Annotated in this window: 27 protein-coding genes; 17 read left to right on the top strand and 10 right to left on the bottom strand. The window is 59.8% G+C overall.

What is annotated here, in order from left to right; translation table 11 throughout:
- The first annotated feature begins 63 nt into the window (after positions 1-63).
- Positions 64-2,322, top strand: coding sequence for a DNA topoisomerase IV subunit A (gene parC / locus FP026_RS21750; protein ID WP_149636669.1), 2,259 nt, complete (start codon positions 64-66; stop codon positions 2,320-2,322).
- Between the two features lie 103 nt (positions 2,323-2,425).
- Here parC and FP026_RS21745 read toward each other — a convergent pair whose 3' ends face one another.
- The 6 genes from FP026_RS21745 to hemB all read right to left on the bottom strand — a co-directional run bounded on the left by FP026_RS21745 (position 2,426) and on the right by hemB (position 6,494).
- Positions 2,426-2,818, bottom strand: a complete 393-nt coding sequence (locus FP026_RS21745; protein WP_149636668.1) for a type II toxin-antitoxin system death-on-curing family toxin — start codon at positions 2,816-2,818, stop codon at positions 2,426-2,428.
- Positions 2,815-3,036, bottom strand: coding sequence for an AbrB/MazE/SpoVT family DNA-binding domain-containing protein (locus FP026_RS21740; RefSeq protein WP_149636667.1), 222 nt, complete (start codon positions 3,034-3,036; stop codon positions 2,815-2,817). Before FP026_RS21740 ends, FP026_RS21745 begins: the two co-directional genes overlap by 4 nt.
- 49 nt (positions 3,037-3,085) lie before the next feature.
- Positions 3,086-3,982 carry a DMT family transporter gene (locus FP026_RS21735; protein WP_149636666.1) on the bottom strand — a complete coding sequence of 299 codons (897 nt, stop codon included), beginning with the start codon at positions 3,980-3,982 and terminating at the stop codon, positions 3,086-3,088.
- The gene (locus FP026_RS21730) at positions 3,983-4,762 is read right to left on the bottom strand and encodes an arginyltransferase (RefSeq protein ID WP_149636665.1); all 780 of its coding nucleotides are present in this window, start codon (positions 4,760-4,762) and stop codon (positions 3,983-3,985) included.
- A 182-nt stretch (positions 4,763-4,944) separates the two neighbouring features.
- Positions 4,945-5,403, bottom strand: a complete 459-nt coding sequence (locus FP026_RS21725) for an RDD family protein (RefSeq protein ID WP_149636664.1) — start codon at positions 5,401-5,403, stop codon at positions 4,945-4,947.
- A gap of 77 nt (positions 5,404-5,480) precedes the next feature.
- The gene (gene hemB / locus FP026_RS21720) at positions 5,481-6,494 is read right to left on the bottom strand and encodes a porphobilinogen synthase (RefSeq protein ID WP_149636663.1); all 1,014 of its coding nucleotides are present in this window, start codon (positions 6,492-6,494) and stop codon (positions 5,481-5,483) included.
- 149 nt (positions 6,495-6,643) lie between these two features.
- Between hemB and FP026_RS21715 the strand changes: the two genes are divergently transcribed.
- The 7 genes from FP026_RS21715 (at position 6,644) to FP026_RS21685 (ending at position 13,382) form a co-directional block, all read left to right on the top strand.
- Positions 6,644-7,084, top strand: coding sequence for a DUF6163 family protein (locus FP026_RS21715; RefSeq protein WP_149636662.1), 441 nt, complete (start codon positions 6,644-6,646; stop codon positions 7,082-7,084).
- A gap of 133 nt (positions 7,085-7,217) precedes the next feature.
- A complete protein-coding gene (gene ldtR, locus FP026_RS21710; protein WP_149637170.1) occupies positions 7,218-7,733 on the top strand; it encodes a transcriptional regulator LdtR in 516 nt (171 codons plus the stop codon).
- Positions 7,734-8,279: 546 nt separating this feature from the next.
- Positions 8,280-9,593, top strand: a complete 1,314-nt coding sequence (locus FP026_RS21705; RefSeq protein ID WP_149636661.1) for a L,D-transpeptidase family protein — start codon at positions 8,280-8,282, stop codon at positions 9,591-9,593.
- Positions 9,594-9,865: 272 nt separating this feature from the next.
- Positions 9,866-11,164, top strand: a complete 1,299-nt coding sequence (glyA, locus tag FP026_RS21700) for a serine hydroxymethyltransferase (RefSeq protein ID WP_149636660.1) — start codon at positions 9,866-9,868, stop codon at positions 11,162-11,164.
- A gap of 9 nt (positions 11,165-11,173) precedes the next feature.
- Positions 11,174-11,650 carry a transcriptional regulator NrdR gene (gene nrdR / locus FP026_RS21695; RefSeq protein ID WP_120663528.1) on the top strand — a complete coding sequence of 159 codons (477 nt, stop codon included), beginning with the start codon at positions 11,174-11,176 and terminating at the stop codon, positions 11,648-11,650.
- A 2-nt stretch (positions 11,651-11,652) separates the two neighbouring features.
- Positions 11,653-12,762, top strand: a complete 1,110-nt coding sequence (gene ribD, locus FP026_RS21690; protein ID WP_149636659.1) for a bifunctional diaminohydroxyphosphoribosylaminopyrimidine deaminase/5-amino-6-(5-phosphoribosylamino)uracil reductase RibD — start codon at positions 11,653-11,655, stop codon at positions 12,760-12,762.
- Positions 12,762-13,382, top strand: a complete 621-nt coding sequence (locus FP026_RS21685; RefSeq protein ID WP_149636658.1) for a riboflavin synthase — start codon at positions 12,762-12,764, stop codon at positions 13,380-13,382. Before ribD ends, FP026_RS21685 begins: the two co-directional genes overlap by 1 nt.
- A 150-nt stretch (positions 13,383-13,532) precedes the next feature.
- Here the strand turns inward: FP026_RS21685 and FP026_RS21680 are convergent, their stop codons facing one another.
- Genes FP026_RS21680 through FP026_RS21670 form a run of 3 tightly spaced genes read right to left on the bottom strand, consistent with a single transcriptional unit; the run spans position 13,533 to position 15,103 of the window.
- The gene (locus tag FP026_RS21680) at positions 13,533-14,015 is read right to left on the bottom strand and encodes a GNAT family N-acetyltransferase (RefSeq protein ID WP_149636657.1); all 483 of its coding nucleotides are present in this window, start codon (positions 14,013-14,015) and stop codon (positions 13,533-13,535) included.
- 19 nt (positions 14,016-14,034) lie between these two features.
- The gene (locus FP026_RS21675) at positions 14,035-14,553 is read right to left on the bottom strand and encodes a GNAT family N-acetyltransferase (RefSeq protein ID WP_149636656.1); all 519 of its coding nucleotides are present in this window, start codon (positions 14,551-14,553) and stop codon (positions 14,035-14,037) included.
- A gap of 40 nt (positions 14,554-14,593) precedes the next feature.
- Positions 14,594-15,103, bottom strand: coding sequence for a cupin domain-containing protein (locus FP026_RS21670; protein WP_149636655.1), 510 nt, complete (start codon positions 15,101-15,103; stop codon positions 14,594-14,596).
- Positions 15,104-15,299: 196 nt separating this feature from the next.
- Between FP026_RS21670 and FP026_RS21665 the strand changes: the two genes are divergently transcribed.
- The 3 genes from FP026_RS21665 to FP026_RS21655 all read left to right on the top strand — a co-directional run bounded on the left by FP026_RS21665 (position 15,300) and on the right by FP026_RS21655 (position 18,627).
- The gene (locus FP026_RS21665; protein ID WP_075852228.1) at positions 15,300-15,755 is read left to right on the top strand and encodes a 6,7-dimethyl-8-ribityllumazine synthase; all 456 of its coding nucleotides are present in this window, start codon (positions 15,300-15,302) and stop codon (positions 15,753-15,755) included.
- A gap of 3 nt (positions 15,756-15,758) precedes the next feature.
- Positions 15,759-16,241, top strand: a complete 483-nt coding sequence (gene nusB / locus FP026_RS21660) for a transcription antitermination factor NusB (RefSeq protein WP_149636654.1) — start codon at positions 15,759-15,761, stop codon at positions 16,239-16,241.
- A 247-nt stretch (positions 16,242-16,488) separates the two neighbouring features.
- Complete coding sequence (locus FP026_RS21655) at positions 16,489-18,627, top strand: sodium-translocating pyrophosphatase (RefSeq protein ID WP_149636653.1); 2,139 nt, start codon at positions 16,489-16,491, stop codon at positions 18,625-18,627.
- A 92-nt stretch (positions 18,628-18,719) separates the two neighbouring features.
- On the opposite strand, the gene FP026_RS21650 is transcribed toward FP026_RS21655, so the two are convergent.
- Positions 18,720-19,229, bottom strand: coding sequence for an outer membrane protein assembly factor BamE (locus FP026_RS21650; protein WP_112344155.1), 510 nt, complete (start codon positions 19,227-19,229; stop codon positions 18,720-18,722).
- Between the two features lie 222 nt (positions 19,230-19,451).
- On the opposite strand from FP026_RS21650, the gene FP026_RS21645 reads away from it, so the two are divergent.
- The 6 genes from FP026_RS21645 (at position 19,452) to FP026_RS21620 (ending at position 23,995) form a co-directional block, all read left to right on the top strand.
- On the top strand, positions 19,452-20,066 hold the full coding sequence (locus FP026_RS21645; RefSeq protein WP_188112667.1) for a ubiquinol-cytochrome C chaperone family protein: 615 nt from the start codon (positions 19,452-19,454) through the stop codon (positions 20,064-20,066).
- 10 nt (positions 20,067-20,076) lie between these two features.
- Positions 20,077-20,634 carry a YceD family protein gene (locus FP026_RS21640; protein WP_149636651.1) on the top strand — a complete coding sequence of 186 codons (558 nt, stop codon included), beginning with the start codon at positions 20,077-20,079 and terminating at the stop codon, positions 20,632-20,634.
- Positions 20,635-20,735: 101 nt separating this feature from the next.
- On the top strand, positions 20,736-21,782 hold the full coding sequence (plsX, locus tag FP026_RS21635; RefSeq protein ID WP_149636650.1) for a phosphate acyltransferase PlsX: 1,047 nt from the start codon (positions 20,736-20,738) through the stop codon (positions 21,780-21,782).
- Positions 21,783-21,801: 19 nt separating this feature from the next.
- The gene (locus tag FP026_RS21630; protein WP_149636649.1) at positions 21,802-22,773 is read left to right on the top strand and encodes a beta-ketoacyl-ACP synthase III; all 972 of its coding nucleotides are present in this window, start codon (positions 21,802-21,804) and stop codon (positions 22,771-22,773) included.
- A 107-nt stretch (positions 22,774-22,880) separates the two neighbouring features.
- Positions 22,881-23,219: an integration host factor subunit alpha gene (locus FP026_RS21625; protein WP_112344160.1), complete on the top strand. Its 339-nt coding sequence runs from the start codon at positions 22,881-22,883 to the stop codon at positions 23,217-23,219.
- 236 nt (positions 23,220-23,455) lie between these two features.
- The gene (locus FP026_RS21620; RefSeq protein ID WP_188112652.1) at positions 23,456-23,995 is read left to right on the top strand and encodes a MerR family transcriptional regulator; all 540 of its coding nucleotides are present in this window, start codon (positions 23,456-23,458) and stop codon (positions 23,993-23,995) included.
- Positions 23,996-24,174: the final 179 nt, after the last annotated feature.

Below are 24,174 nucleotides of genomic sequence, written 5' to 3'. Positions count from 1 at the left end.
TCATCCACAGGTGCTTTCCGCTGATTTCTTGCCGGGAATCGCCATCTCCGATAGTCAAGGGCCATGGGAAAAAATCTGACACCGCCGCCCGGTGACGGCGACGACAATATCGTTCCGGTCGACCTGAAGGCCGCGCTCGAAGAGCGCTATCTGGCCTATGCTCTGTCGACCATTACGCAACGCGCGCTTCCCGACGTCCGCGACGGGTTGAAGCCGGTGCATCGCCGCATCGTCTATGCGATGAGCGAGATGGGTCTTCGCCCCAATGCCGCCTTCCGCAAATGCGCCAAGATCGTCGGCGAGGTGATGGGTAACTATCATCCGCATGGCGACCAGTCGATCTATGACGCATTGGCGCGTCTCGCGCAGGATTTTTCGCAGCGTTACACGCTGGTCAACGGCCAGGGCAATTTCGGCAATATCGACGGCGATAGCCCGGCTGCGATGCGTTACACCGAATCCAAGATGACGGCGGTTTCCGAACTGCTGCTCGAAGGGATCGATCAGGATGCGGTCGATTTTCGCGATACCTACGACGAGTCGAATTCCGAGCCGATCGTTCTGCCCGGCGCTTTCCCCAACCTGCTCGCCAACGGTTCCTCTGGCATCGCCGTCGGCATGGCGACCTCCATTCCGTCGCACAATGCCCACGAGCTCTGCGACGCCGCGCTGCATCTGATCAAGGATCGCGATGCCACTGTCGAGAAGCTCGTGGAACTCTATATACCCGGTCCGGATTTCCCGACCGGCGGCATCATCATCGACGATCGCCAGAGCATTATCGAAAGCTACAAGACGGGCCGCGGCGGCTTTCGCGTCCGCTCCAAATGGGAGATCGAGGATCTCGGTCGCGGCGGCTACCAGATCGTCGTCACGGAAATTCCGTTCCAGGTGCAGAAATCGCGGCTGATCGAAAAGATCGCTGAACTGTTGCTGGCGCGCAAACTGCCGCTGCTTGAGGACATCCGCGACGAATCCGCTGAGGACATCCGCGTCGTTCTCGTTCCGAAGAGCCGCACCGTCGATGCGACGATCCTGATGGAATCGATGTTCAAGCTGACGGAGCTGGAAAGCCGTTTCCCGCTCAACATGAACGTCCTGTCCATGGGCCGCATTCCCAAGGTCATGGCGCTGAACGAGGTACTGAAGGAATGGCTGGACCATCGCCGCGAAGTCCTGCTGCGCCGTTCGCGCTTCCGCCTGGCGGCAATCGAAAAGCGCCTCGAAATCCTCGGCGGCCTGCTGGTTGCCTATCTCAACATCGATGAGGTCATCGCCATCATCCGCGAGGAGGATGAGCCGAAGCCCGTGATGATGGAGCGGTTCGGCCTCACGGACAATCAGGTCGAGGCGATCCTCAATATGCGGCTGCGCTCCTTGCGCAAGCTGGAAGAGTTCGAGATCCGCAAGGAATTCGACGGCCTGACTAAGGAGAAGACCGACATCGAGGCATTGCTCGCCTCGGAAGAAAAGCAGTGGCAAACGGTTTCCTGGGAAATCGGCGAGGTGAAGAAGAAATTCGCCAAGGCGACCGATATCGGCCGCCGCCGCACACAGTTTGCCGAGGCGCCCGAGGCCGACGATGCCGCCATCCAGCAGGCGATGATCGAGAAAGAACCGATCACCGTCGTCGTCTCGGAAAAAGGCTGGATCCGCGCCCTCAAGGGCCATATTTCCGATACCTCGTCGCTGACCTTCAAGGAGGGCGACGGACTGAAGGTTGCCTTCCCGGCGCAGACGACGGACAAGATCCTGATCATTACGACCGGCGGCAAGGCCTATACGCTCGGCGGCGACAAGCTGCCCGGCGGCCGCGGCCACGGAGAACCGCTGCGCATCATGATCGACATGGAGAACGATCAGGACGTGCTGACCGCCTTCGTCCACGATCCCCAGCGCAAGCAGATGATCGCATCGACGGTGGGCAACGGCTTCATCGTGCCCGAGGCGGAGCTTGTCGCCAATACCCGCAAGGGCAAGCAGATCATGAACGTCTCCTATCCGGACGAGACGAAGCTTCTCGTGCCGGTTTCCGGTGATCATGTCGCCGTGGTCGGCGAGAACCGCAAGATGATCATCTTCCCGCTTTCTCAGGTGCCGGAAATGTCGCGCGGCAAGGGCGTCCGCCTTCAGAAATACAAGGATGGCGGCATTTCGGATATCAGGTGCTTCGTGATTGCCGACGGCCTGACCTGGGAAGACAGTGCCGGTCGTACCTTCACCAAGTCCAAGGACGAGTTGGTGGAATGGCTGGGTGATCGCGCCGGCGCCGGCCGAGCCGTGCCGAAGGGTTTCCCCAGAAGCGGCCGGTTTTCTGGGTGAGGAGCGGTCGGACTGAGACCAAGCAATCGGTCCGGCGGACCGATTGCGGTGACGAACGCCATAAGCTTTAGCGAAGGGCCGGGTGCCGCAGACGGAATAGTCGTCACCCGGCTAGTGGGATGCTGAAGTCTTTGAGGAAGTGCTTAGCACCTATTTCATCAATTTCTCCGGCGGCCACACCTAATACAAACGTCACGATCATCCCATCGTCCGCTTCAATCAGATAGCCGTTGATGTAGAGAAATGTGAAAGCTGCGAGGTATCCAGTTCTTTTATTCCCGTCGGAAAAAGGATGGTTCCGTACCAAGCCATAAAGATATGCAGCGGCGAGAGCGAATATGTCATTTTCGCCATACGCAGCCTTGTTCAGTGGACGCGCCAGCGCTGCCTCCAGAGCGTTCTCATCTTTTAAGCCTGATAAGCCACCATGTTCGGCGATCTGCTCCTCATGCGTGATCTCAACAGCTTCACGGGACAGCCATTTATAGTCATTCATTTTGCGAGTTCGCGCAGGGCGCTGCGATATTTCTGCATGCCAAGTCTTGCCGCGCGCAGTTGCTCGGTAAGATCGGCACGCTCAGGAACCAGTTCGATATTGCCGTTCACTTCTCGGATCTCCAGCGCATCGCCGTTCTTCAGTCCGAGCCTGTGAAGGACCTCCTTCGGAATAATGACGCCCTCGGAATTGCCGATCTTGCGGATGGTGACGTTCATGTTCAGCTCCAATGTGACAACCTGGTTATAACATTGGAAGAGGACTATTTCAATGCGCTAGGCTCTGCGCGGTGATTGCTGCTCTGGCTTTCACCCGCGCCTGCCAAAGCGAATGAGCGGCCAGAGCCAGAATCAGGACGGCGCCGCCGGCGAGCGTCATGTTGGTGGGTGCCTCGAAGAAGATCAGCCAGACCCAGATGGGCGCGAGAATCGTTTCCAGCAGATAGAACATGGCCACTTCCGGTGCCGAGAGAAAGCGCGTGCCCGTCGCAAGGCACCAGAAGGAAAGCGGCATCAGCACGGCTCCGTCGAAGAGGATCCAGCCGGGATGTTCGATGGAAAAACCGGAGGGCGCAATGTGATAGAGCCCGACGGCAGCCGGGATGACGGCGGCCAGCAAGGAAGCGAAGCCCATATCCCGGCCCGAAGCGCGGCTGATGGTGATGGCGCAGGCGATGGAAAACGATGCGAGTACGGAGAGTGCATCGCCCAAGAGATGACCACCTTCCATGCCGTCACCAACGATGAGGCCGACTCCGACGATCATCACGGCCATGGTCATGAAGGTGGAAAGGGCAGGGCGCTCCTTGAGGAAGATCCAGGAGAGAAGCGCGGTGAACATCGGGTTTAGCGCGATGATGAACACCACATTCGCCGCCGTCGTGTAATAGACGGCAAGGAGAAAGGCGATGGTCGTCAGTCCGTAGAAGAAGCCGACGGGAAGTCCGAGCCAACCTGGCAGCACGCTTCGCAGCGAACCCGTAACACGGCGGATGACGAAAAGTGCGGCAAGCGCCACGACGATGGTCGCAAGGCTGCGCGCCGACAGCACCGACCAAACCTCGCCGCTGGAAAGCCGGATCAGCGGTATATCCATCGATAGGGCAAGCCCGCCGAGCGTCGTCAGCAGCAGGCCCTTTTGATGATCCGAAAGACGAGAGAACATTCAGCGGAAGGTGTCTTTATCGCCGTCAGTGGCGGGATCGAAACGCTCCCAGCCGCGCGGGGTCAGATGTTCCTGCGGCTGAAAGCGCGTCTTGTAGTCCATCTTGCGCGAGCCTTTGACCCAATAGCCGAGGTAGATATGCGGCAAGCCGAGCGCCTTCGTCCGCTTGATATGATCGAGGATCATGAAGGTGCCGAGCGATCGCGCGTCGAGATCGGGATTGAAGTAGGAATAGACCATCGACAGCCCATCGCTCATGACGTCGGTCAGGGCCGCCGCCAGCAATTCGCCTTTCGGGCGCTGTTCCAGCCCCGAGCCTTCCTCGCGGCGGCGATATTCGATGATGCGCGTATTCACATGCGTATCCTCGACCATGATCGCATAGTCGAGCACCGTCATGTCGGACATGCCGCCGTGCTGGTGCCGATAGTCGAGATAGCGGCGGAAGAGTGAATATTGCTCGCTTGAAGGCTGGGCGGGAAATTCGGTGGCGATGACGTCGCTGTTGGCTGCCAGAATGCGCCGCATCGAGCGGGTGGGCTCGAATTCCTGGGCAAGGATGCGGACCGACACGCAGGCGCGGCATGCTTCGCAGGCAGGCCGATAGGCTATGTTCTGCGAGCGCCTGAAGCCGCCCTGGGTCAGGATATCGTTCATCTCGGCCGCGCGCGGGCCGACGAGATGCGTGAAGACCTTGCGCTCCATCTCGTTCGGCAGGTACGGGCAGGAGGCCGGTGCCGTCAGATAAAACTGCGGAGAAGGCGTCGACTGCGTGTTCATCTGCCGTTGATTGCCCTTTCTTTCGGCACCCGTTTTTTACAAGCATGGCCCAAGTTTAGAAAACGTCAACTACGTCCTTCGCTAAAGATCGAAGTTTCCTAATTCATAATGCATTCGGATGCCACATCGCGGGTCGTTTGCCCCGCGAGGGATCGTTTATTTGACATCGTGACATACGTGTTTCAGGCGGTGCGGGCGATGACCGTGCCGAGCAGCAGGTCGTGCACAAGCCGGCTGCGATCGGTGAAGAGGCCTACCAGCAGGATCAGCGGCGTCAAGACGGAGTTCAGGATCCAGAACAGTGCCAGATGGACGATCGCCGTCAGGAAATCCATCCGGCGGCCGTCGACGCGGACCATGGTGAGGCCCATGGCGCGCATGCCGAGCGAAGCCTGATAAGGGCCGCCGAGCGTCCAGCCGAAATACAATCCGGCTACGATGACGAAGAGGGCGGGATAGAGGATGAAGCCAAGCCCCAGCGTCAGGATCGAAACGAAAAACAGCACGACGGCCGCCGGAATGCAGAGCAGCGCGACGATGAGGTAATCGACGATGAATGCGAAGATGCGCCGGCTCAGCACGCCACTATAGGCGCGCCAGTCATCCGGTGCTGCATAGAGTGGGCTGGGGTTCAGGCTCATTGCTTTCCTCCTTGGGGAAACATTTGCCGAACATATGGTATCAGGTCCGGCAAATACAATAAGCGAATGGTGCGGAGCTATTTTCGCGCGAGATGCTTTGCAACATCCATGGCGAAATAGGTGAGGATACCGTCGCAGCCGGCGCGCTTGAAGGCGAGCAGGGTTTCGAGCATCACCCTCTCGCCGTCGATCCAGCCGTTGGCGGCCGCGGCCTTGATCATCGCGTATTCGCCAGAGACCTGATAGGCGAAGGTCGGAAGGCCGAAGGCTTCCTTCAGCCGCCAACAGATGTCGAGATAGGGCAGACCGGGCTTGACCATCAGCATGTCGGCACCTTCCTCGACGTCGAGCGTGGCGTCGCGCACGGCTTCGGTGCCGTTGGCCGGATCGATGTAATAGGTCTTCTTGTCGCCCTTCAGCAGGCCGCCGGTCGAAATCGCCTCGCGATAGGGACCGTAGAAGGCCGAGCTGAATTTCGTCGCATAGCTCATGATGCCGACATTCTGGTGGCCGGCGGCGTCGAGCGCCTGGCGGATCGCGCCGATGCGCCCGTCCATCATTTCCGAAGGCGCGATGATATCGGCACCCGCATCCGCCTGATAGACGGCGGCCAGCGCCACCTGCTCGACGGTTTCATCGTTGACGATCTCATTGCCGCGCAGGATGCCGTCATGGCCGTGGCTGGTGAAGGGGTCGAGGGCGACATCGGTGATGACGCCGATATTCGGAACGGCCTTCTTGATGGCGGCAGTGGCAAGATTGATGAGATTGTTCTTCTCGAGGCTGTTGGAGCCGGTCTCGTCGCGCAGCTCCATTTCGATGTTCGGGAAGGTGGCAAGCGCCGGAATGCCGAGATCGGCTGCTTCCTTCGCGGCTTCCACGGCCTTGTCCACCGTCATGCGGTTGACGCCGGGCATTGCGGGGATCGGCTCGAGGATGCCGGTGCCGGGGATCAGGAAGATCGGCCAGATCAGATCATCGACCGTCAGCCGGTTTTCCTGTACCAGGCGGCGCGTCCAATCGGCCTTGCGGTTGCGTCGCATGCGGCGATGCCCGGTGATCTCGTCAACGAGATGCGTCTTGTTCTCCATGATGCCGCCATCCTTCTTCGTCTATTTATGGCACTCTATATAGATATAGGCCGCGTACCTATCACGCTGTCCCCAGGATTCAAAACCAGGTGAAAGGCCGCAGCCATTATATTCTGGCGAGGCCGATGCCTCCTACGTATTGTTCGCGCATGGAACCTGATTCTTCGACCGTACCCAAGAATACGCTGACGGACATCCTGTTCGTGCTGTTCCTGCGGCTGATCGCGATCGCCTGTTTCTGGCTCGGCCTGCAATATTGGGCGATGCTGGTCGGCTACTCGCTGGATGGCCATGCGCGGTTCGATCTGCTGGCCCTGCCGTGGAAGGTTGCGGGTGCGGGGCTCGCCGTGGTTTTTCCGGTAGCCGCCCTCGGCTTATGGCTCACCGTCTCCTGGGGGCCGGTCATGTGGGTGCTCGCCGCAGGCGGGCAGGGATTGATGTATGGAGCCTGGCCGGAGATATTCGGCTCTAACCCCCTGATCATGATCTTGCATGCCTGCGTCGCGGTGATCTATTGTCTTTTCCGCGTCCTGCTGTGGCAGGAAAAACGTCGGCGTCGTCGGCAGCAGGTAATGGTTGATTTACCCTGAGACACCAAGACTTCGCGGTAAGGTGCTGTTAAGCCTGCAGTTTAAGTAGAATTTTATGTGTATTCGATAGGGTCTCACTCAAGGCGGGAAGAAAACGACACCGCCAAACAAAACAGAGTGAGGCCAAGTTATGATGAACACGAAAATCAAGCCGCAGGCAGTTGCAAACGCTCAGGGTCAGCAGGTTGACGACATCCGGGCTCTCTACATGGAATCCCTTCACCTGGTCGAGCGTCTGCACCGCCGCCTGCTCGATGTTATCAAGGACGAGTTCGACCGTCAGGGTCGCGACGACGTCAACGCCGTCCAGGCGCTTCTCCTCTTCAACATCGGCAATTCCGAGCTGACGGCCGGCGAGCTGCGCTCCCGCGGCTTCTACCTCGGCTCCAACGTTTCCTACAACGTCAAGAAGCTGGTCGACCTCGGCTTTATCAACCATCAGCGCTCGCGCATCGACCGCCGCTCGGTCCGCATCAGCCTGACGGAAACGGGCCAGGACATCGCCGAAACCGTCGCCAAGCTCTATGAGCGCCATATCGGCTCGATCGACAAGGTCGGCGGCATCGGCACCGACGAATTCACTCAGATGAACAAGCTGCTGCAGCGCCTCGACCGCTTCTGGAACGACAGCATCGCTTACCGCATGTAAGTAACGGTGCCGATTGATCATAAGACCTTCCAGTAAATACAAGCTGGACACGTTCCCTGCGTGTCCGGCTTGCCCTGCGTGTCCGGCTTGCCCTGCTGTCCGGCTTGAATGCGTTGCGACGCTATAATTGTGCGTTTTTTGCCACGCGCGTCCCTCGCTTTATGTCACATCTGACCTGCAAGATGCGTGCGCCATTGACGCCGGTTCAAGACAGGCTATGAACCACCCGCAGCTGTGGTATTTTAGCAAATGCAGTTTGGCTTTTATTTCCGCGTCGCGCGGTAAGGCAAGTTCCATGCCGGGCGACACGAATTGGCCATATTGCTATGACAGCGGAAACGGACGGCAAGCAGCGCTCTCGAATTTCGATCTTACGGCCCAAAGGTCTTCGCTTCGCAATATTGTGATAGTTCGTGGCGAAGTTTTTGATGGTGCTTTAAGGGTGCTGATTGATACTGAGCGGCGTTACTTGGCGCGAGCTGCGCTATTTACTGCTTCCTCTCTAGGCTGCGCATGATTTGGATCGCAGCGTTGAACGGTTAGGATATGTCGAAGAAAAACGGAATTGGACCCTTTTCGCGCCGCTCTTTCCTGCGGTCGGCTGCAACTCTTGGCGCTGCCGCACTGGCCGCTCCGGCCCTCGCGCAAAACGCGACTCCGCTCGAGGCGTTGATCAATGATCGCTCCCGCGGCAATTGGGACGATCAGTTCGACGCCAAGGCTGCGGCGCGCACCGCCGCCGCCGTCCAGTCGAACGCGCCGATCCTCGGGCCAGATTCCGTATCGAATATTCAGCAGGCGATCGCGCAATATCAGAACATTGCCGCCAACGGCGGATGGCCGCAGATCAATCCGACAAGCCAGCAGCCTCTGCAGCTCGGCGCGACCGATCCGGCCGTACAGTCGCTGCGCCAGCATTTGATGATTACCGGTGACCTGCCGCGCGAGGCTGGTATCTCCGCTGCCTTCGATTCCTACGTCGACGGTGCGGTCAAGCGTTTCCAGGCCCGTCACGGACTGCCGGCGGATGGCGTCATGGGCGATTTCACGCTGAAGGCGATGAACATCCCCGCCAATGTCCGCCTGCAGCAGCTGAACACCAATCTTGTTCGCCTACAGACGTTCCCATCCGACCTCGGCCGTCGTCACGTCATGGTCAACATCCCGGCGACACGTGTCGAAGCCGTCGAGGATGGTCAGGTGGCGCTGCGCCACCAGGCGATCGTCGGCCGGGAATCACGGCCGACGCATATCATCAATTCAAAGATCTACGAGGTCATCCTCAACCCGTATTGGACGGCACCGCGCTCCATCGTCATCAAGGACATCGTGCCCTTGATGCGCAAGGACCCGACCTACCTGACGAAGAACAACATTCGCCTTATCGACGGCAAGGGCCAGGAAGTAGCGCCCGAGACGATCGACTGGAATTCGGACAAGGCGCCAGACCTGATGTTCCGTCAGGACCCGGGCAAGACCAACGCCATGGCGTCCACGAAGATCAACTTCCACAACCCCAACAACGAATACATGCACGATACGCCCGAGCAGGGCCTGTTCAACAAGCTGATGCGTTTCGACAGCTCGGGCTGCGTTCGCGTTCAGAACGTGCGCGACCTGGCGACCTGGCTGTTGGCCGAAACGCCCGGCTGGCCGCGTCAGCACATGGAGCAGGTCATCTCCACCCGCGTCAATACGCCGATCACCTTGGCGTCGGAAGTGCCTGTCTATTTCGTCTATATTTCGGCTTGGAGCGCCCGCGACGGCATCGTCCAGTTCCGCGATGACATCTATAATCTCGACGGCAACTCCCAGTTGGCGCTCAATACGACCCAGGGCATGGAGCAGCCGGTTCAATAATCGGCCGCCTGGTTGCAATTCTTATGGAAGCCGCGTCCCTGGACGCGGCTTTTTCATTGGCCGGCGCCGTGCTGCGCAGAATGCTTACTGCACCGCGCGTCTTTGGACGCGCAAAGGACGCAGTAACGCTTTGAAATAGCGCATAATCTTTTCCGAAATCGTGCTCGATTTCGGGATTATGCGCGCAAATGTCGCTGGTCGTATTGCTCTCCGGCGACCCTAACGCTAATACCGTCTGCATTGCCGTTCCGGCCCGTTCAGGAGCTTTCACGATGACCAATGCGTCCACCGAACCCTTCTTCAATCGCTCGCTTGCCGATACCGATCCGGAAATCTTTGGTGCGATCGGTAAGGAACTGGGTCGTCAGCGCCACGAAATCGAGCTGATCGCCTCGGAAAACATCGTCTCGCGCGCCGTTCTGGAAGCGCAAGGTTCGATCATGACGAACAAGTACGCCGAAGGTTATCCGGGCAAGCGCTATTATGGCGGCTGCCAGTTCGTCGATATCGCCGAAGAGCTCGCTATCGAGCGCGCCAAGAAACTGTTCGGCGTCAACTTCGCCAACGTCCAGCCGAATTCCGGTTCGCAGATGAACCAGGCCGTCTTTCTCGCGCTGCTGCAGCCGGGCGACACCTTCATGGGCCTCGACCTCAATTCGGGTGGCCACCTGACGCATGGTTCGCCGGTTAACATGTCCGGCAAGTGGTTCAACGTCGTGTCCTACGGCGTGCGCGAAGGCGACAACCTGCTCGACATGGACGAAGTGCAGCGCAAGGCTGAGGGAACCAAGCCGAAGCTGATCATCGCCGGCGGCACGGCCTATTCCCGCATCTGGGACTGGAAGCGTTTCCGCGAGATCGCCGACAGCGTCGGCGCCTATCTGATGGTCGACATGGCGCATATCGCCGGTCTTGTTGCCGGCGGCCAGCATCCGTCGCCGTTCCCGCATTGCCATGTCGCCACCACGACCACGCACAAGTCGCTCCGCGGCCCGCGCGGCGGCATGATCCTCACCAATGACGAGGATCTGGCGAAGAAGTTCAATTCGGCCGTCTTCCCGGGTCTCCAGGGTGGCCCGCTGATGCATGTCATCGCCGCCAAGGCCGTTGCCCTCGGTGAAGCGCTGCAGCCGGAGTTCAAGGACTACGCGGCTCAGATCGTCAAGAACGCCAAGGCGCTCGCCGAAACGCTGATCTCCGGCGGTGTCGACGTCGTCTCCGGCGGCACCGACAACCACCTGATGCTGGTCGACCTGCGCAAGAAGAACGCCACCGGCAAGCGCGCGGAAGCCGCACTCGGCCGCGCTTATGTCACCTGCAACAAGAACGGCATTCCCTTCGACCCAGAGAAGCCCTTCGTCACCTCCGGCGTCCGCCTCGGCACGCCGGCCGGCACGACGCGCGGCTTCAAGGAAGCCGAATTCCGGGAAATCGGCAATCTGATCATCGAAGTGCTCGATGGCCTGAAGGTCGCCAATTCCGACGAAGGCAATGCCGCTGTCGAAGCCGCCGTACGCGAGAAAGTGGTCAAGCTCACCGACCGCTTCCCGATGTACGGCTATATGGGCTAAGGAGAGCGCATGCGCTGCCCTTACTGCGGCTCAGAAGACACCCAGGTCAAGGACTCGCGCCCGGCGGAGGACAATACGTCCATCCGCCGTCGGCGCATTTGTCCGGATTGCGGCGGCCGCTTCACCACCTTCGAGCGCGTGCAACTGCGCGAACTGATGGTCATCAAGAAGACCGGTCGCAAGGTGCTGTTCGATCGCGACAAGCTGGTGCGCTCTTTCGAGATCGCGCTGCGCAAACGCCCGGTCGACCGCGACCGCATCGAGCGCGCCGTTTCCGGCATCGTCCGTCGCCTTGAAAGCTCCGGCGAGACCGAAATCAGCTCCGAGCAGATCGGTCTGCAGGTGCTGGAGGCGCTGAAGAGCCTCGATGACGTCGCCTTCGTACGCTATGCCTCCGTCTATCGTGATTTTTCGCATGCGGAAGATTTCGAGCATGTGATCGAAGAGATCAACGCGAAGATCGCCCGCGATCCGCTGGATCCCTGACCATGGCGCCGCGACCCGAGGACGAGCGTTTCATGGCCGCGGCCATCCGTCTGTCGCGCCGGCATCTTGGACTGACCTCCACGAACCCATCCGTCGGCTGCGTCATCGTCAAGGATGGCGTCGTTTTGGGCAGCGCCGTAACAGCGCTGGGCGGTCGCCCGCATGCCGAGCCTCAGGCTCTGGCCGAGGCGGGCGAGGCGGCACGAGGTGCCACCGCCTATGTGTCGCTCGAGCCCTGTTCCCACTATGGCAGGACGCCGCCCTGCGCAGAGGCGTTGATTGCCTATGGCGTGGCGCGTGTCGTCATCAGCGTTACCGATCCCGATCAGCGCGTTTCCGGGCGCGGCATCAACATGCTGCGCGAAGCCGGCATCGAGGTCGATGCCGGCATTCTGGAAACGGAGGGCAGGCGGGCTCTGGCAGGCTATCTCATGCGCCAGACGAGAAACCGCCCCTATGTGACTCTCAAGCTTGCCATTTCCGCCGATGGCATGATCGGCAAGATGGGCGAGGGGCAGGTACGCATCACCGGCGACATCTCGCGGGCACAGGTGCAGATGCTGCGGGCCGAAAGCGACGCCATTCTCGTCGGTATCGGCACCGCGATATCAGACGATCCGGAATTGACCTGTCGGCTTCCCGGCCTGGAAGACCGCTCGCCGTTGCGCATCGTCATCGACGAAAATCTTCAGCTGCCGCTCGGCGGCAAGCTGGTAAGGACGGCGCGGCAATATCCGGTTATTGCCGTTGCCGCCAACCCGCCGTCCTTCGACGACAATACCGACAACGCCTTTATGGCGCGCCGCGCAGCCCTCGATGCCGCCGGCGTCGAAGTATTGCAGTCGAATTTGGGTGAACCGGGAGAGTTGTTGGAGGCCCTGGGTACGCGCGGCATCTCGTCCCTGCTGGTGGAGGGCGGCGCGAAGACGGCGCGGCGTTTCCTCGCCGCTGACCTGGTCGACCGCATCCTGCTCTTCCAGGGGCCTTCCCATATCGGCAAGCGCGGTATTGAATCGCCCGTCCTCAAATCCAATATCCCAGCAAGTTTCATGCATATCGGCGAAAGCCGCTTCGGCGATGATCGCTGCGACGAATTTGAAAGAGGTTTTTGATGTTTACCGGAATTGTCACCGATGTCGGCACGGTTGAATCCATTTCTCCCTTGAAGGAAGGCATCAAGCTGCGCGTTGCCACCAATTACGATCCGGCGACGATCGACATGGGCGCCTCGATTTCGCATGCCGGCGTCTGCCTGACGGTCACCGGCCTGCCGGAAGAGGGCAGTAACGGACGCTGGTTCGAGGTCGAGGCATGGGAAGAAGCCCTGCGCCTGACGACCATCGGCACCTGGGAAACCGGAGCCAGGATCAACCTCGAACGCTCCCTCAAGATCGGAGATGAACTCGGCGGCCACATCGTTTCCGGCCATATCGACGGTAAGGCGGAAATCCTCTCGGTCACGGCCGAAGGTGACGCGACCCGTTTCCGCCTGCGCGCGCCGGAACATCTCGCCAGGTTCGTGGCGCCGAAGGGGTCGGTTGCGCTCGATGGCACCTCGCTGACCGTCAATGCTGTCGATGGGACTGAATTCGACGTGCTCCTGATCCGCCATTCGCTCGAGGTCACGACCTGGGGAGAGCGCAAGGCCGGCGACTTCGTCAATTTCGAAGTCGACACCATGGCCCGCTACGCCGCCCGGCTGGCGGAATTCCCGGTCGTCCGCGAAGCCTAGAGCATTTCCAGGAAAAGTGCGCAGCGGTTTTCCGTCCGGAATGCGTTGGGAAACAAGAAGATAGAGCGTTTTCGCGATTCGAAGAAAAGCGGAAATGCTCTAAGTTTCACGGGCTCGCCGCAGGGAAGTTTCGATCGGGGTCTCGGCAGCTTACGCGAGCACTTTTTCCATCAGGAAGTTCGACAATATCTGGCCGCGCTTTTCTACCCGCTGCGCGGCCACGACGACAAAGCCCTTGCGCTCGAAAAAGGGGCGGGCGGTCAGGCTCGCCTCGGTGAAAATCCGCTGAAGGCCCTGTTCGCGCGCGGCTCTTTCGACCGTTGCAAGCAATAGGCTGGCGACGCCCTTTCCCTGGTAATCGGGCGAAACGAACATCATGTCGAGGCAACCATCCGATTTCAGATCGGCAAAGCCGATGGGGGTGGCACCAACCACCGCAAGCCAGGTCGGCCGGCTCGCTCGATACTGCGCCCAGACCTCGGCATCGTCGACCTTCGCCCAGGCGGCGATCTCAGCCGGGCTGTAATCTTTCGACGCGACCTCGCGAATGGCCCTCAGGAAAATGTCGATCGTGGCTTGGACGTCGCTTGGTTCGTAAGGTTTGATCGAAAACCTATCCTGCGAAACCGGCATGATAGTCACCCCGCAACGCCTAGCGCTCGAATATGGCGTTGCACCTGTCCTTGAACGTTACTTCGCCGATGCGCCGGAAGCCGATCTTCTCGGCAACCCGCAATGACGGTACGTTCTCCAGGTCCACGATGCAGGTCATGCGGCGGCCTGCGAACTGGCTGTCCGCCCAGGCAATCGCTGCGTTCATGGCTTCCGTCGCATAGCCCTTGCCCTGCATTGGCGGCGTAATGCCCCAGCCGGCTTCCAGCGTGCCTTCCGTCATTGGCGTCATGTCACGGTGCAGATCGAGAAAACCGACTTCGCCTATCAGCTTGCCGCTTTGGCGTTCCTCGACGGCAAAGAAGCCGAAGCCGAGATGATGCCATAGGCCGGCATAGCGCAGGAGGCGGGCCCAGACCTGTTCGCGTGTCGGCATTTCGCCGCCGATAAAGCGAACGATCTCCTCGTGTTTCCAGAGGCCGAGGAATTCTTCGAAATCATCGAGTCTATGGCCGCGGAGCAGCAGGCGATCGGTCGTGAGCGTCGGAATATGGGTCATGGAGGTACGGAGCTTTGCTGAACTCTGTCTTTGATGGTTCTTAGTCGTTCGAGGCGCCGGGTTCGCCGTCCCAGTAATCGAGGTTGCCGGCGGCAGCGCGGCCGATCGTACGGAACGTCGCCTTGCCGTTGTTGTTGGTCTTCGCCAGGAACTTGCCGGAATCGGGATATTCGACGATTTCCGTCCGTGCCTTGGTGGAAATGGCGAGATAGATCAGCACGCCGGGGCCAGTATTGATCAGCTGATGCGCCGTCTCAGGGCCGCCGGCGGGGGCGCCCAGCACATCGCCCTTGCTGACTGCGATACGCTGGTCGCCGAAGCGATATTCGCCTTCGCCGTCGAGAATGACGAAGAGTTCTTCCTCGACATGATGGTTGTGAAACGGACAGCCAGATTTGCCGGGCGGCACTTCGTTATAGCTGATCCCAAGATTCTTCAGGCCGAGCATCGCCCCGAAGGAGGTGTCGCTGCCGGCAAAGAAGCTGCCCTGTTGCCAATGCTCTAGCTCGAGCTCGCCGATATTGACGGCGGGTGCGGATTTCTTTGTCATGAACCTCCCCTTTGCAGGCTTTGAATTATTATCGAAGCGGTTGCGTTGGCGGAAGCCACAATTTTCGCGTCGCGCCGGTGATTTCCAAATAGGGTCGGAATTGGCACCGGCCATTAAAAACACTTGCCAAGCGAGGCCCGCCGTGGTTTGACCCGCCCTGACAAGGTGCCGCGCCCTCTCAATCCTCAGGTGATGTATGACCAGCTCTTCCAATGCCCATATCCTTATCGTCGAAGCCCGCTTCTATGACGATATGGCCGATGCGCTGCTCGACGGCGCCAAGGCTGCTCTCGATGAGGCTGGCGCGACCTATGATATCGTCACCGTTCCCGGTGCGCTGGAGATCCCGGCGGCAATTGCCATGGCGCTCGATGGCGGCGACAATGGTAATGTGGTCTATGACGGCTATGTAGCTCTCGGCATGGTCATCCGCGGCGAGACCTATCATTTCGATATCGTCGCGAATGAATCCTCGCGAGCGCTGATGGATCTGGCCGTCAGCGAATCCCTCGCAATCGGCAACGGCATCCTGACGGTCGAGAACGATGAGCAGGCCTGGGCTCGCGCCCGCCGTTCGGACAAGGACAAGGGCGGCTTTGCCGCTCGCGCGGCGCTGACCATGATCGCGCTGAAAGAGAAGTTGGGTGCATAATTCATGAGCAATCAGGATAACGAGCGACCGGCAAAACCCGCGAACCAGCGAGGCGCAGCGCGCCTTGCGGCGGTGCAGGCGCTCTATCAGATGGATATCGGCGGAACCGGCGTTCTCGAGGTGGTGGCTGAATACGAGGCCCATCGTCTCGGGCAGGAACTGGACGGAGAGACCTATCTGAAGGCTGATGCCTCCTGGTTCCGCTCCATCGTAGCAGGCGTCGTGCGCGATCAAACCAAGCTCGATCCGCTGATCGGCTCGGCGCTTCAGGACGACTGGGCGTTGTCGCGTCTCGACAGCACCGTGCGCGCCATCTTGCGCGCCGGCACATTCGAGCTTCTCGACCGTAAGGACGTGCCGGTTCCGGTCATCGTCACCGAATATGTCGAGATCGCTCACGCCTTTTTCGAGGAGGACGAGCCCAAGCTCGTCAATGCGGTGCTCGACCGAATCGCCAAGCAGGTTCGCGGAGAAGCCAAGAAATAAGGTCCGCCGAGCGTGCAAATCGTAACGCCGGTCACTTTCGTTTCCTTCGTTCGCGCCTGATTTCACCTTCGAATATTCTTTTGAACCTTCTGCGGGTATTTTACCCGCGGGCGGTCTTGACGCGACGTTATCCCGACAGCAATCTCGCAACTGCACATTGGTCGGCCCCTGGAGGAAGGGGCTGGGCGTTGTCGCAGGCGGCCGGCGGAGGAGTGAACCGCCGGCTTTTTTGGAGGGAAAAAGCGAAATGTCGATTCTTTTAGGAGTGATCGCATGCGGACTGCTCTCGGTGATCTACGCCGTATGGGCAACCCGGTCGGTGCTCGCTGCCGATCAGGGCAATGCACGCATGCAGGAGATTGCCGGATATATTCGTGAAGGAGCGCAAGCCTATCTGGCGCGCCAATATAGAACCATCGCCATCGTCGGGATCATCGTTTTCATCGCGGCCTGGCTCCTTTTGTCGTCCGAGGCCGCTTTCGGCTTCCTGATCGGCGCAATCCTCTCAGGCGCCGCAGGCTTCATCGGCATGCATGTCTCCGTACGCGCCAACGTCCGCACCGCGCAGGCCTCGTCGCAGAGCCTGTCGGCGGGCCTCGATATCGCCTTCAAGTCGGGCGCCATTACCGGCATGCTGGTCGCGGGCCTCGCCCTGCTCGGCGTCTCCATCTACTTCTACGTCCTGACCGGCATTCTCGGCCATGAAGCCGGCTCGCGCGATGTCATCGACGCGCTGGTGGCGCTCGGCTTCGGCGCCTCGCTGATTTCGATCTTCGCCCGTCTCGGCGGCGGTATCTTCACCAAGGGCGCCGACGTCGGCGGCGACCTCGTCGGCAAGGTTGAAGCCGGTATTCCGGAGGATGACCCGCGCAATCCCGCCACCATTGCAGACAATGTCGGCGACAATGTCGGCGATTGCGCCGGCATGGCGGCCGACCTGTTCGAGACCTATGCGGTCTCGGTCGTCGCCACCATGGTTCTCGCCTCGATCTTCTTCGCCGGTTCGCCGCTCCTCGGCTCCGTCATGATCTATCCGCTTGCGATCTGCGGCGCCTGCATCATCACCTCGATCATTGGCACCTTCTTCGTGAAGCTCGGTGCCAACGGCTCGATCATGGGCGCTCTCTACAAGGGCCTCATCGCAACCGGCGTCCTGTCGATCATCGGCCTGGCTGCGGCCACCTCGTTGACCATCGGCTGGGGCTCCATCGGCACCGTCGCCGGGTTCGACATCACCGGCACAAGGCTATTCGCTTGCGGCATCATCGGCCTGATCGTCACGGCGCTGATCGTCGTCATCACTGAATATTATACCGGCACGAACAAGCGGCCGGTCAATTCCATCGCCCAGGCTTCGGTGACCGGTCACGGCACCAATGTCATCCAGGGGCTTGCCGTCTCGCTCGAATCGACAGCATTGCCGGCAATCGTTATCGTCGGCGGCATCATCGCTACCTATCAGCTTGGCGGCCTTTTCGGCACCGGCATCGCGGTTACCGCCATGCTCGGCCTTGCCGGCATGATCGTCGCACTCGATGCCTTCGGCCCCGTCACCGACAATGCCGGCGGCATTGCGGAAATGTCGCATCTTCCGCCGGAGGTGCGCAAATCCACCGATGCCCTGGATGCGGTCGGCAACACCACCAAGGCCGTCACCAAGGGCTACGCCATCGGTTCGGCCGGTCTCGGCGCGCTGGTGCTGTTCGCGGCCTATTCGAACGACCTGCAATATTTTGCGGCTCACGGTGACAAGTTCCCGTATTTCGCCAATGTGGGCACGATCTCGTTCGAGCTCTCAAATCCTTACGTCGTCGCCGGCCTGCTGTTCGGCGGCCTCATCCCCTATCTCTTCGGCGGCATCGCCATGACGGCCGTCGGCCGGGCGGCCGGCTCGATCGTGGAGGAGGTGCGCCGGCAGTTTCGCGAGAAACCTGGCATCATGCAGGGCACGGAACGTCCGGATTACGGCCGCGCCGTCGATCTCCTGACCAAGGCCGCCATTCGCGAGATGATCATTCCGTCGCTCTTGCCGGTGCTGGCTCCGGTGGTCGTCTATTTCGGCGTCCTGCTGCTCTCCGGCTCCAAGGCGTCGGCTTTCGCAGCTCTTGGCGCATCGTTGCTCGGCGTGATCATCAACGGGCTCTTTGTCGCCATTTCGATGACGTCGGGCGGCGGTGCATGGGACAATGCCAAGAAGAGCTTCGAGGATGGCTTCGTCGACAAGGATGGCACGCGTCATATGAAAGGCTCTGAAGCCCATAAGGCGTCGGTCACGGGTGATACCGTCGGCGATCCCTACAAGGACACCGCAGGTCCGGCTGTCAATCCGGCGATCAAGATCACGAATATCGTGGCTCTGCTTCTGCTCGCCATTCTCGCCGGTTAAGCCCGGAGAAGACTAAAGAAAGCAAACCGAATGCATAATGAAAACCCGCGGGGCGTTTGCCTCGCGGGTTTTTCTTTGAAGGGCTCCCCGGCTTATTGGCCCGGGTTGAGGTTGTTGAGGAAGTTCCTCGCGCCGTTGACGCCGTTGCCGCTGCCTTGCAGGATCTGCTGCAGGAAGGTGATATCGCGGCCGCCGGTCGGCGTCGTACGGCTGATCATGTCGAAGACCTTGCCGTCCTTCAGCGTATAGTTGGCTTCCTGCTTCACGACGCCGTCCTTGTCGAAATAGATCGCCAGAATATTCTGGTCGACCAGCTTCGGCTTCATGAAGGCAACGGCGCGGGTGCGCTTCTGGGAGATATAATAGAAGACCTCGCCGTCGAAAGTCGCGGTGGTCGACGGCGTGCCGAGCGAGAGCAGAACCTGCTCACGGCTGGAGCCGACCGGCGCAAGCGCGAGCGACTGCGGATCAAAGATGTAGCCGTTGTTCATGACCTCGCTGGTCTTGCAACCTGAAAGTCCCAAAGTCGCAATCACCAGGGCGATGGCGGCACCGCTGCTGAAAGTAATGTCAGACTTGAAATACCGTCTGGTCAACGACATCTCATCTCCCCTAATGAATCAATCCGATGGCCGAGCGGCCGGTATGACCTTGCTGTGCACATCATTGTGGCCTTTCCGCGATTGGAAAAGGCACAAAGACGTTGTTCGGCACTCTTCGTCACCGATCATGCACAACGTGACGACGGTAAGGGCAGGAGCCTCGAAGCGGGCACAAACGGCATTGCAATTCGCGCCTGCTTCGGTAAACCAGCTTTTGCGTGGATGCAACACGGCCAAGCAAAAACGGCGCGCTCTGAAGGAGCCAATTCCGGGATTCTCATGATTTTTGGGCTCTTCCGCAAAAGAAATCACAATCAGATCATCGTCGTCAGACAGTATGAGGTCCTGACAACCATGGCGCGGCAGCCGGTTTTCTATACCGACTATGACGTGCCAGATACGGTGATGGGGCGCTTCGAACTGCTGTCCGTGATGATGATCTTGTTCTTCCGCCGCACGCGGTCGTCGACAACCAGCGGCCAGGAACTCGCACAGGAAATCGTGGATGCGTTTTTCGAAGATATCGATTATTCGATCCGCGAACTTGGGATAGGCGACAACAGCGTGCCGAAACGCATGAAGAAACTGGCCGGCATGTTCTATGGGCGGCTTGAAAGCTATGCGGCGGCCATGGATGGCAATGATCGCGCGGCGCTTGCCACGGCACTACAGCGCAACATCTATCCCAAGGCGGAGCAGGCGGCGGCTTCCATGGCCGAGCTGGCTGGCTGGATGCTGACGGCGGAAGCGCATCTGGCGGCGGTAACCGAAGAGCAGATCGCCACGGGATCCGCGACGCTGCCGCAACCGCCCAAACTCGACCGGCAGCTCGGTTAGGAGAAGAAAAATGAAAAGACATGATTCAGACGAAACCCCATTTTCCTATCCGGTGAAGGTCGGCCATATTTCCGCCAACCCGGTGGACGTGCACATCGAGGCGGATGACCGCGAACTTGCCGGGCTTGCAGCCCTTTGGGATGTGCTTTCGGTGGGCAAGCTCGATGCCGATCTCAAGATCTCGCGCTGGAAGCGCGACGGCGTCCGCATCAAGGGTAATGTCAGGGCGAAGATCGTTCAGGCCTGCGTGGTGACGCTGGAGCCGGTCGAATCCGAGATCGACGAAGATTTCGAGCATATTTTTGTGCCCGAGGACTCCAAGCTGGCGCGTGCGCCCTCTATGGATGCGGGCGAAATGGTACTAGATCCCGACGGTCCGGACCTTCCGGAGACCTTTACGGGCGATACGATCGACGCCGGTGCGGTGGTCGCGGAATTCGCGGCTCTTGCCATCGATCCCTATCCACGCAAGCCTGGAGTCGAGTTCGACACGCACATTGAAGACACGGGCGAAGATGACAAGAAGCCTTCGCCGTTCGCCGTTCTGAAAGATTGGAAAAAGGAATAGACCTCCTTGGCAATTGAGCACAATTCAGTTGTAACCGGGGGAGAAAACGGTATTTTGACGCCAAATTCGCCAAGCTGGCGGAGAAAAAGGACTAGGGACGCGTGATCAGAATTTCTCTTGACCTAATGGGTGGCGACTTCGGCCCAGAGGTTGTTGTTCCCGGCGCGGCCAAGGCGCTGGATAGGCATCCCGATATCACGTTCATCATGTACGGACAGAAGGATCGCTGCGAAGCGGTCCTCTCCAAATATCCAAAGCTTCGGGAAAAATCCGTCTTTCACGAGTGCGATGTCGCCATCAGCATGGATGAGAAGCCGAGCCAGGCATTGCGCCGCGGCCGTTACGTTTCCAGCATGTGGCGTTCGATCGAAGCCGTGAAGGTGGGCGAGGCCGATGTGGTCGTATCCGCCGGCAACACCGGCGCGCTGATGGCGATGGCAAAATTCTGTTTGCGCACCATGGCCAATATCGAGCGTCCGGCGATCGCCGCGATCTGGCCGACACTGCGCGGGGAAAGCATCGTGCTCGATGTGGGCGCCACCATTGGCGCGGATGCACAGCAGCTGCTCGATTTCGCCCTGATGGGCGGCGCCATGGCCCGTGCGCTCTTCGAGATCGAGCGCCCGACCGTCGGCTTGCTGAATGTCGGCGTCGAGGAAATCAAGGGCCAGGAAGACGTCAAGGATGCCGGCCGCCTGATCCGCGAAGCCAATCTCGAATCACTCGAATATTCGGGCTTCGTCGAGGGTGACGATATCGGCAAGGGCACCGTCGACGTCGTCGTCACGGAAGGTTTTTCCGGCAATATCGCGCTGAAGGCGGCGGAAGGCACGGCAAAGCAGATCGCCGCCTATTTGCGCGCGGCCATGTCACGCACGCTACTCGCGCGCATCGGCTACGTCTTTGCCAAGGGTGCTTTCGACCTGCTGCGTGAAAAGCTCGATCCCAGCAAGGTCAATGGCGGCGTCTTCCTAGGCCTCAACGGCATCGTCATCAAGAGCCACGGCGGCGCGAATGCCGAAGCCTTCGCTGCCGCCGTCGATGTCGGCTACGATATGGCCAAGAATGGTCTCACGCAGAAAATCGAAAACGATTTGAAGAAATATCATGCCAAACGGCTGCCCCCGATCGGGCCGGAAGCGGCATGAGCGACGGGGTACACGCAGAATGATCCGTTCAATAGTTCGCGGTTTTGGGGCAGCGCTCCCCAAACGCGTCATGACCAATGCCGAGATGGAGCAGATCGTCGACACCAGCGACGATTGGATTGTCCAGCGCTCGGGCATCCGCCAGCGCCATATCGCCGGTGAAGGCGAAACGACGGCGTCCCTGGGCGAGCAGGCGGCACGCGCCGCCCTCGCCAACGCCGGTTTGACGCCGGATGATCTCGATCTGATCATCGTCGCCACCTCGACGCCGGACAATACCTTTCCGGCAACGGCGGTGAATATCCAGAACCGGCTCGGCATGCATCACGGCTTCGCCTTCGACGTACAGGCCGTCTGCACCGGCTTCGTCTATGCGGTGACGACGGCTGACGCCTATATTCGCTGTGGCCTTGCCAAGCGCGTCCTCGTCATCGGCGCCGAGACGTTTTCCCGCATCCTCAATTGGACCGACCGCACGACCTGCGTTCTTTTCGGAGACGGCGCCGGCGCGTTGATCCTGGAGGCAGGCGAGGGGGGTGGCGCCACGACCGATCGCGGCGTGCTCACGGCAAGCCTGCGCTCCGATGGTGCGCACAAGGACAAGCTCTATGTCGATGGCGGTCCTTCCACGACAGGCACGGTCGGTGTGCTGCACATGGCGGGCCGTGAAGTGTTCAAGCACGCCGTCGGCATGATTACCGACGTCATCCAGGCCGCTTTCGATGCGACGGGCACCACGCCTGATGATCTGGATTGGTTGGTGCCGCATCAGGCCAATCGCCGCATCATCGATGGCTCGGCCAAGAAGCTGGGAATTGCTCCCGAGAAAGTTGTGGTCACCGTCGACCTTCATGGCAACACATCGGCGGCATCGATCCCTCTTGCGCTCGCGGTTGCGGCCGGTGACGGTCGAATCAAGAAAGGCGATCTGGTGATGCTGGAGGCCATGGGCGGCGGCTTCACCTGGGGAGCGGTGCTGCTGCGTTGGTAGCGCCATATCTCTAAAAGCCGTTCCGAACAAGAGCTTGACCGTGCGGCGCAAGGGCAATAGTCTCGCAAGGCTTGAAGAAGATTACGCATTGATATGGGCGGGGAGCTATGACGGGCAAGACAGTGACGCGCGCAGACTTGGCGGAGTCGGTATTCCGGAAAGTCGGTCTCTCCCGAACGGAGTCGGCTGAGCTCGTCGAGACCGTGATCGATGAAATTTGCAACGCCATCGTGCGTGGCGAAACCGTGAAACTCTCCTCGTTCGCGACTTTTCAGGTACGTGACAAGAATGAGCGTATCGGGCGCAATCCGAAGACCGGCGAGGAAGTGCCGATCTCGCCGCGGCGGGTCATGACCTTCAAGGCATCGAATGTCCTCAAGACCCGCATCCTGAAAGCGCACGCAAGCCGCAAGGCGAAGACCAAGCCGGCAAATCCTGCCTCCTGATCCGTCCCAGAGATTCGTATCGATATCGGCCGCATGCCTTGTTCTGCGGCCTTTTTGATGCGCTGTTGCCTACATTTTGGTGCTTGCCTGTGCAGCGGCTGAAGAGATGACTTGAATTTCCGCCGCCAAACCGTTGAAATATGGTGAGTCGCATCGCAGGAAGGCACGGATACCCATACCTCCCCTTGCGTGATCCGGCCCGAATGGCGCCGCCTGCGCCCTGTAGGAGTAAGATGATGGACAAGAGCCCGGATGCATTTCGCACGATCAGCGAAGTCGCGGAAGACCTTGATCTGCCGCAGCATGTCCTACGGTTCTGGGAAACCCGGTTTCCGCAGATCAAACCGATGAAGCGCGGTGGCGGCAGGCGCTACTATCGCCCCGAGGATGTCGACCTGCTGAATGGCATCCGCCATCTGCTCTATGACCACGGCTATACGATCAAGGGTGTTCAGAAGCTTCTGAAGACCAACGGCAACAAGTTTGTCATTGCGGTCGGTCATGGCGATCTTGCCAGCGTCGAGGCGCTTGCCGCCGCACAGGAGCCTGCCACCGTCGAGCCCCGCGTCAGTTCCGGCAATACCGAGGAAGATCAGATCGTCGGCCGCGTCAAGGCGCCGATCAGCCGTCGTTTCTTCAACTTCGTGAGCGGCGACGATGGCATGCCGGATGTTTCCATCGGCAAATCCAGTGTCGGCAAGGAAGATCGCGCCCTGCTGCAGGAAACGCTCTACGATCTTTTGGAATGCAAGCGTCTGCTCGATCAGGTGCGATAACTGCATCCCGCCGGCATGCAGATCACGTAAAGATGCTTTTCGTTCCCGTGAGGCGCAGCGACAGCTAAAAGTCGTGACTTGCGCGCTCCCCGGCTACGCAAGGATCATAACTTCATTGGCCGCATAAATGATCGTGATAATTTTGTCACGTCCGCTACTCTTCTGCGTCCTGACAATTA

This window comes from Martinezella tropici, from assembly GCF_008370325.1.
In the GTDB taxonomy this organism is placed as follows: domain Bacteria; phylum Pseudomonadota; class Alphaproteobacteria; order Rhizobiales; family Rhizobiaceae; genus Rhizobium; species Rhizobium tropici_B.
This window is presented reverse-complemented; position numbering and strand designations above follow the sequence as displayed.

Coding starts and splice junctions, on each gene's coding strand:
- parC (WP_149636669.1), top strand. CDS start 64: ATGGGAAAAAATCTGACACCGCCGCCCGGTGACGGCGACGACAATATC.
- FP026_RS21630 (WP_149636649.1), top strand. CDS start 21,802: ATGATCCGTTCAATAGTTCGCGGTTTTGGGGCAGCGCTCCCCAAACGC.
- FP026_RS21730 (WP_149636665.1), bottom strand. CDS start 4,762: ATGAACACGCAGTCGACGCCTTCTCCGCAGTTTTATCTGACGGCACCG.
- FP026_RS21740 (WP_149636667.1), bottom strand. CDS start 3,036: ATGAACGTCACCATCCGCAAGATCGGCAATTCCGAGGGCGTCATTATT.
- FP026_RS21745 (WP_149636668.1), bottom strand. CDS start 2,818: ATGAATGACTATAAATGGCTGTCCCGTGAAGCTGTTGAGATCACGCAT.
- FP026_RS21625 (WP_112344160.1), top strand. CDS start 22,881: ATGACGGGCAAGACAGTGACGCGCGCAGACTTGGCGGAGTCGGTATTC.
- nusB (WP_149636654.1), top strand. CDS start 15,759: ATGAGCAATCAGGATAACGAGCGACCGGCAAAACCCGCGAACCAGCGA.
- FP026_RS21640 (WP_149636651.1), top strand. CDS start 20,077: ATGAAAAGACATGATTCAGACGAAACCCCATTTTCCTATCCGGTGAAG.
- FP026_RS21735 (WP_149636666.1), bottom strand. CDS start 3,982: ATGTTCTCTCGTCTTTCGGATCATCAAAAGGGCCTGCTGCTGACGACG.
- FP026_RS21665 (WP_075852228.1), top strand. CDS start 15,300: ATGACCAGCTCTTCCAATGCCCATATCCTTATCGTCGAAGCCCGCTTC.
- FP026_RS21675 (WP_149636656.1), bottom strand. CDS start 14,553: ATGACCCATATTCCGACGCTCACGACCGATCGCCTGCTGCTCCGCGGC.
- FP026_RS21685 (WP_149636658.1), top strand. CDS start 12,762: ATGTTTACCGGAATTGTCACCGATGTCGGCACGGTTGAATCCATTTCT.
- FP026_RS21705 (WP_149636661.1), top strand. CDS start 8,280: ATGTCGAAGAAAAACGGAATTGGACCCTTTTCGCGCCGCTCTTTCCTG.
- FP026_RS21680 (WP_149636657.1), bottom strand. CDS start 14,015: ATGCCGGTTTCGCAGGATAGGTTTTCGATCAAACCTTACGAACCAAGC.
- FP026_RS21670 (WP_149636655.1), bottom strand. CDS start 15,103: ATGACAAAGAAATCCGCACCCGCCGTCAATATCGGCGAGCTCGAGCTA.
- FP026_RS21650 (WP_112344155.1), bottom strand. CDS start 19,229: ATGTCGTTGACCAGACGGTATTTCAAGTCTGACATTACTTTCAGCAGC.
- FP026_RS21655 (WP_149636653.1), top strand. CDS start 16,489: ATGTCGATTCTTTTAGGAGTGATCGCATGCGGACTGCTCTCGGTGATC.
- ribD (WP_149636659.1), top strand. CDS start 11,653: ATGGCGCCGCGACCCGAGGACGAGCGTTTCATGGCCGCGGCCATCCGT.
- nrdR (WP_120663528.1), top strand. CDS start 11,174: ATGCGCTGCCCTTACTGCGGCTCAGAAGACACCCAGGTCAAGGACTCG.
- hemB (WP_149636663.1), bottom strand. CDS start 6,494: ATGGAGAACAAGACGCATCTCGTTGACGAGATCACCGGGCATCGCCGC.
- glyA (WP_149636660.1), top strand. CDS start 9,866: ATGACCAATGCGTCCACCGAACCCTTCTTCAATCGCTCGCTTGCCGAT.
- FP026_RS21620 (WP_188112652.1), top strand. CDS start 23,456: ATGGACAAGAGCCCGGATGCATTTCGCACGATCAGCGAAGTCGCGGAA.
- FP026_RS21645 (WP_188112667.1), top strand. CDS start 19,452: ATGCAACACGGCCAAGCAAAAACGGCGCGCTCTGAAGGAGCCAATTCC.
- ldtR (WP_149637170.1), top strand. CDS start 7,218: ATGAACACGAAAATCAAGCCGCAGGCAGTTGCAAACGCTCAGGGTCAG.
- FP026_RS21725 (WP_149636664.1), bottom strand. CDS start 5,403: ATGAGCCTGAACCCCAGCCCACTCTATGCAGCACCGGATGACTGGCGC.
- FP026_RS21715 (WP_149636662.1), top strand. CDS start 6,644: ATGGAACCTGATTCTTCGACCGTACCCAAGAATACGCTGACGGACATC.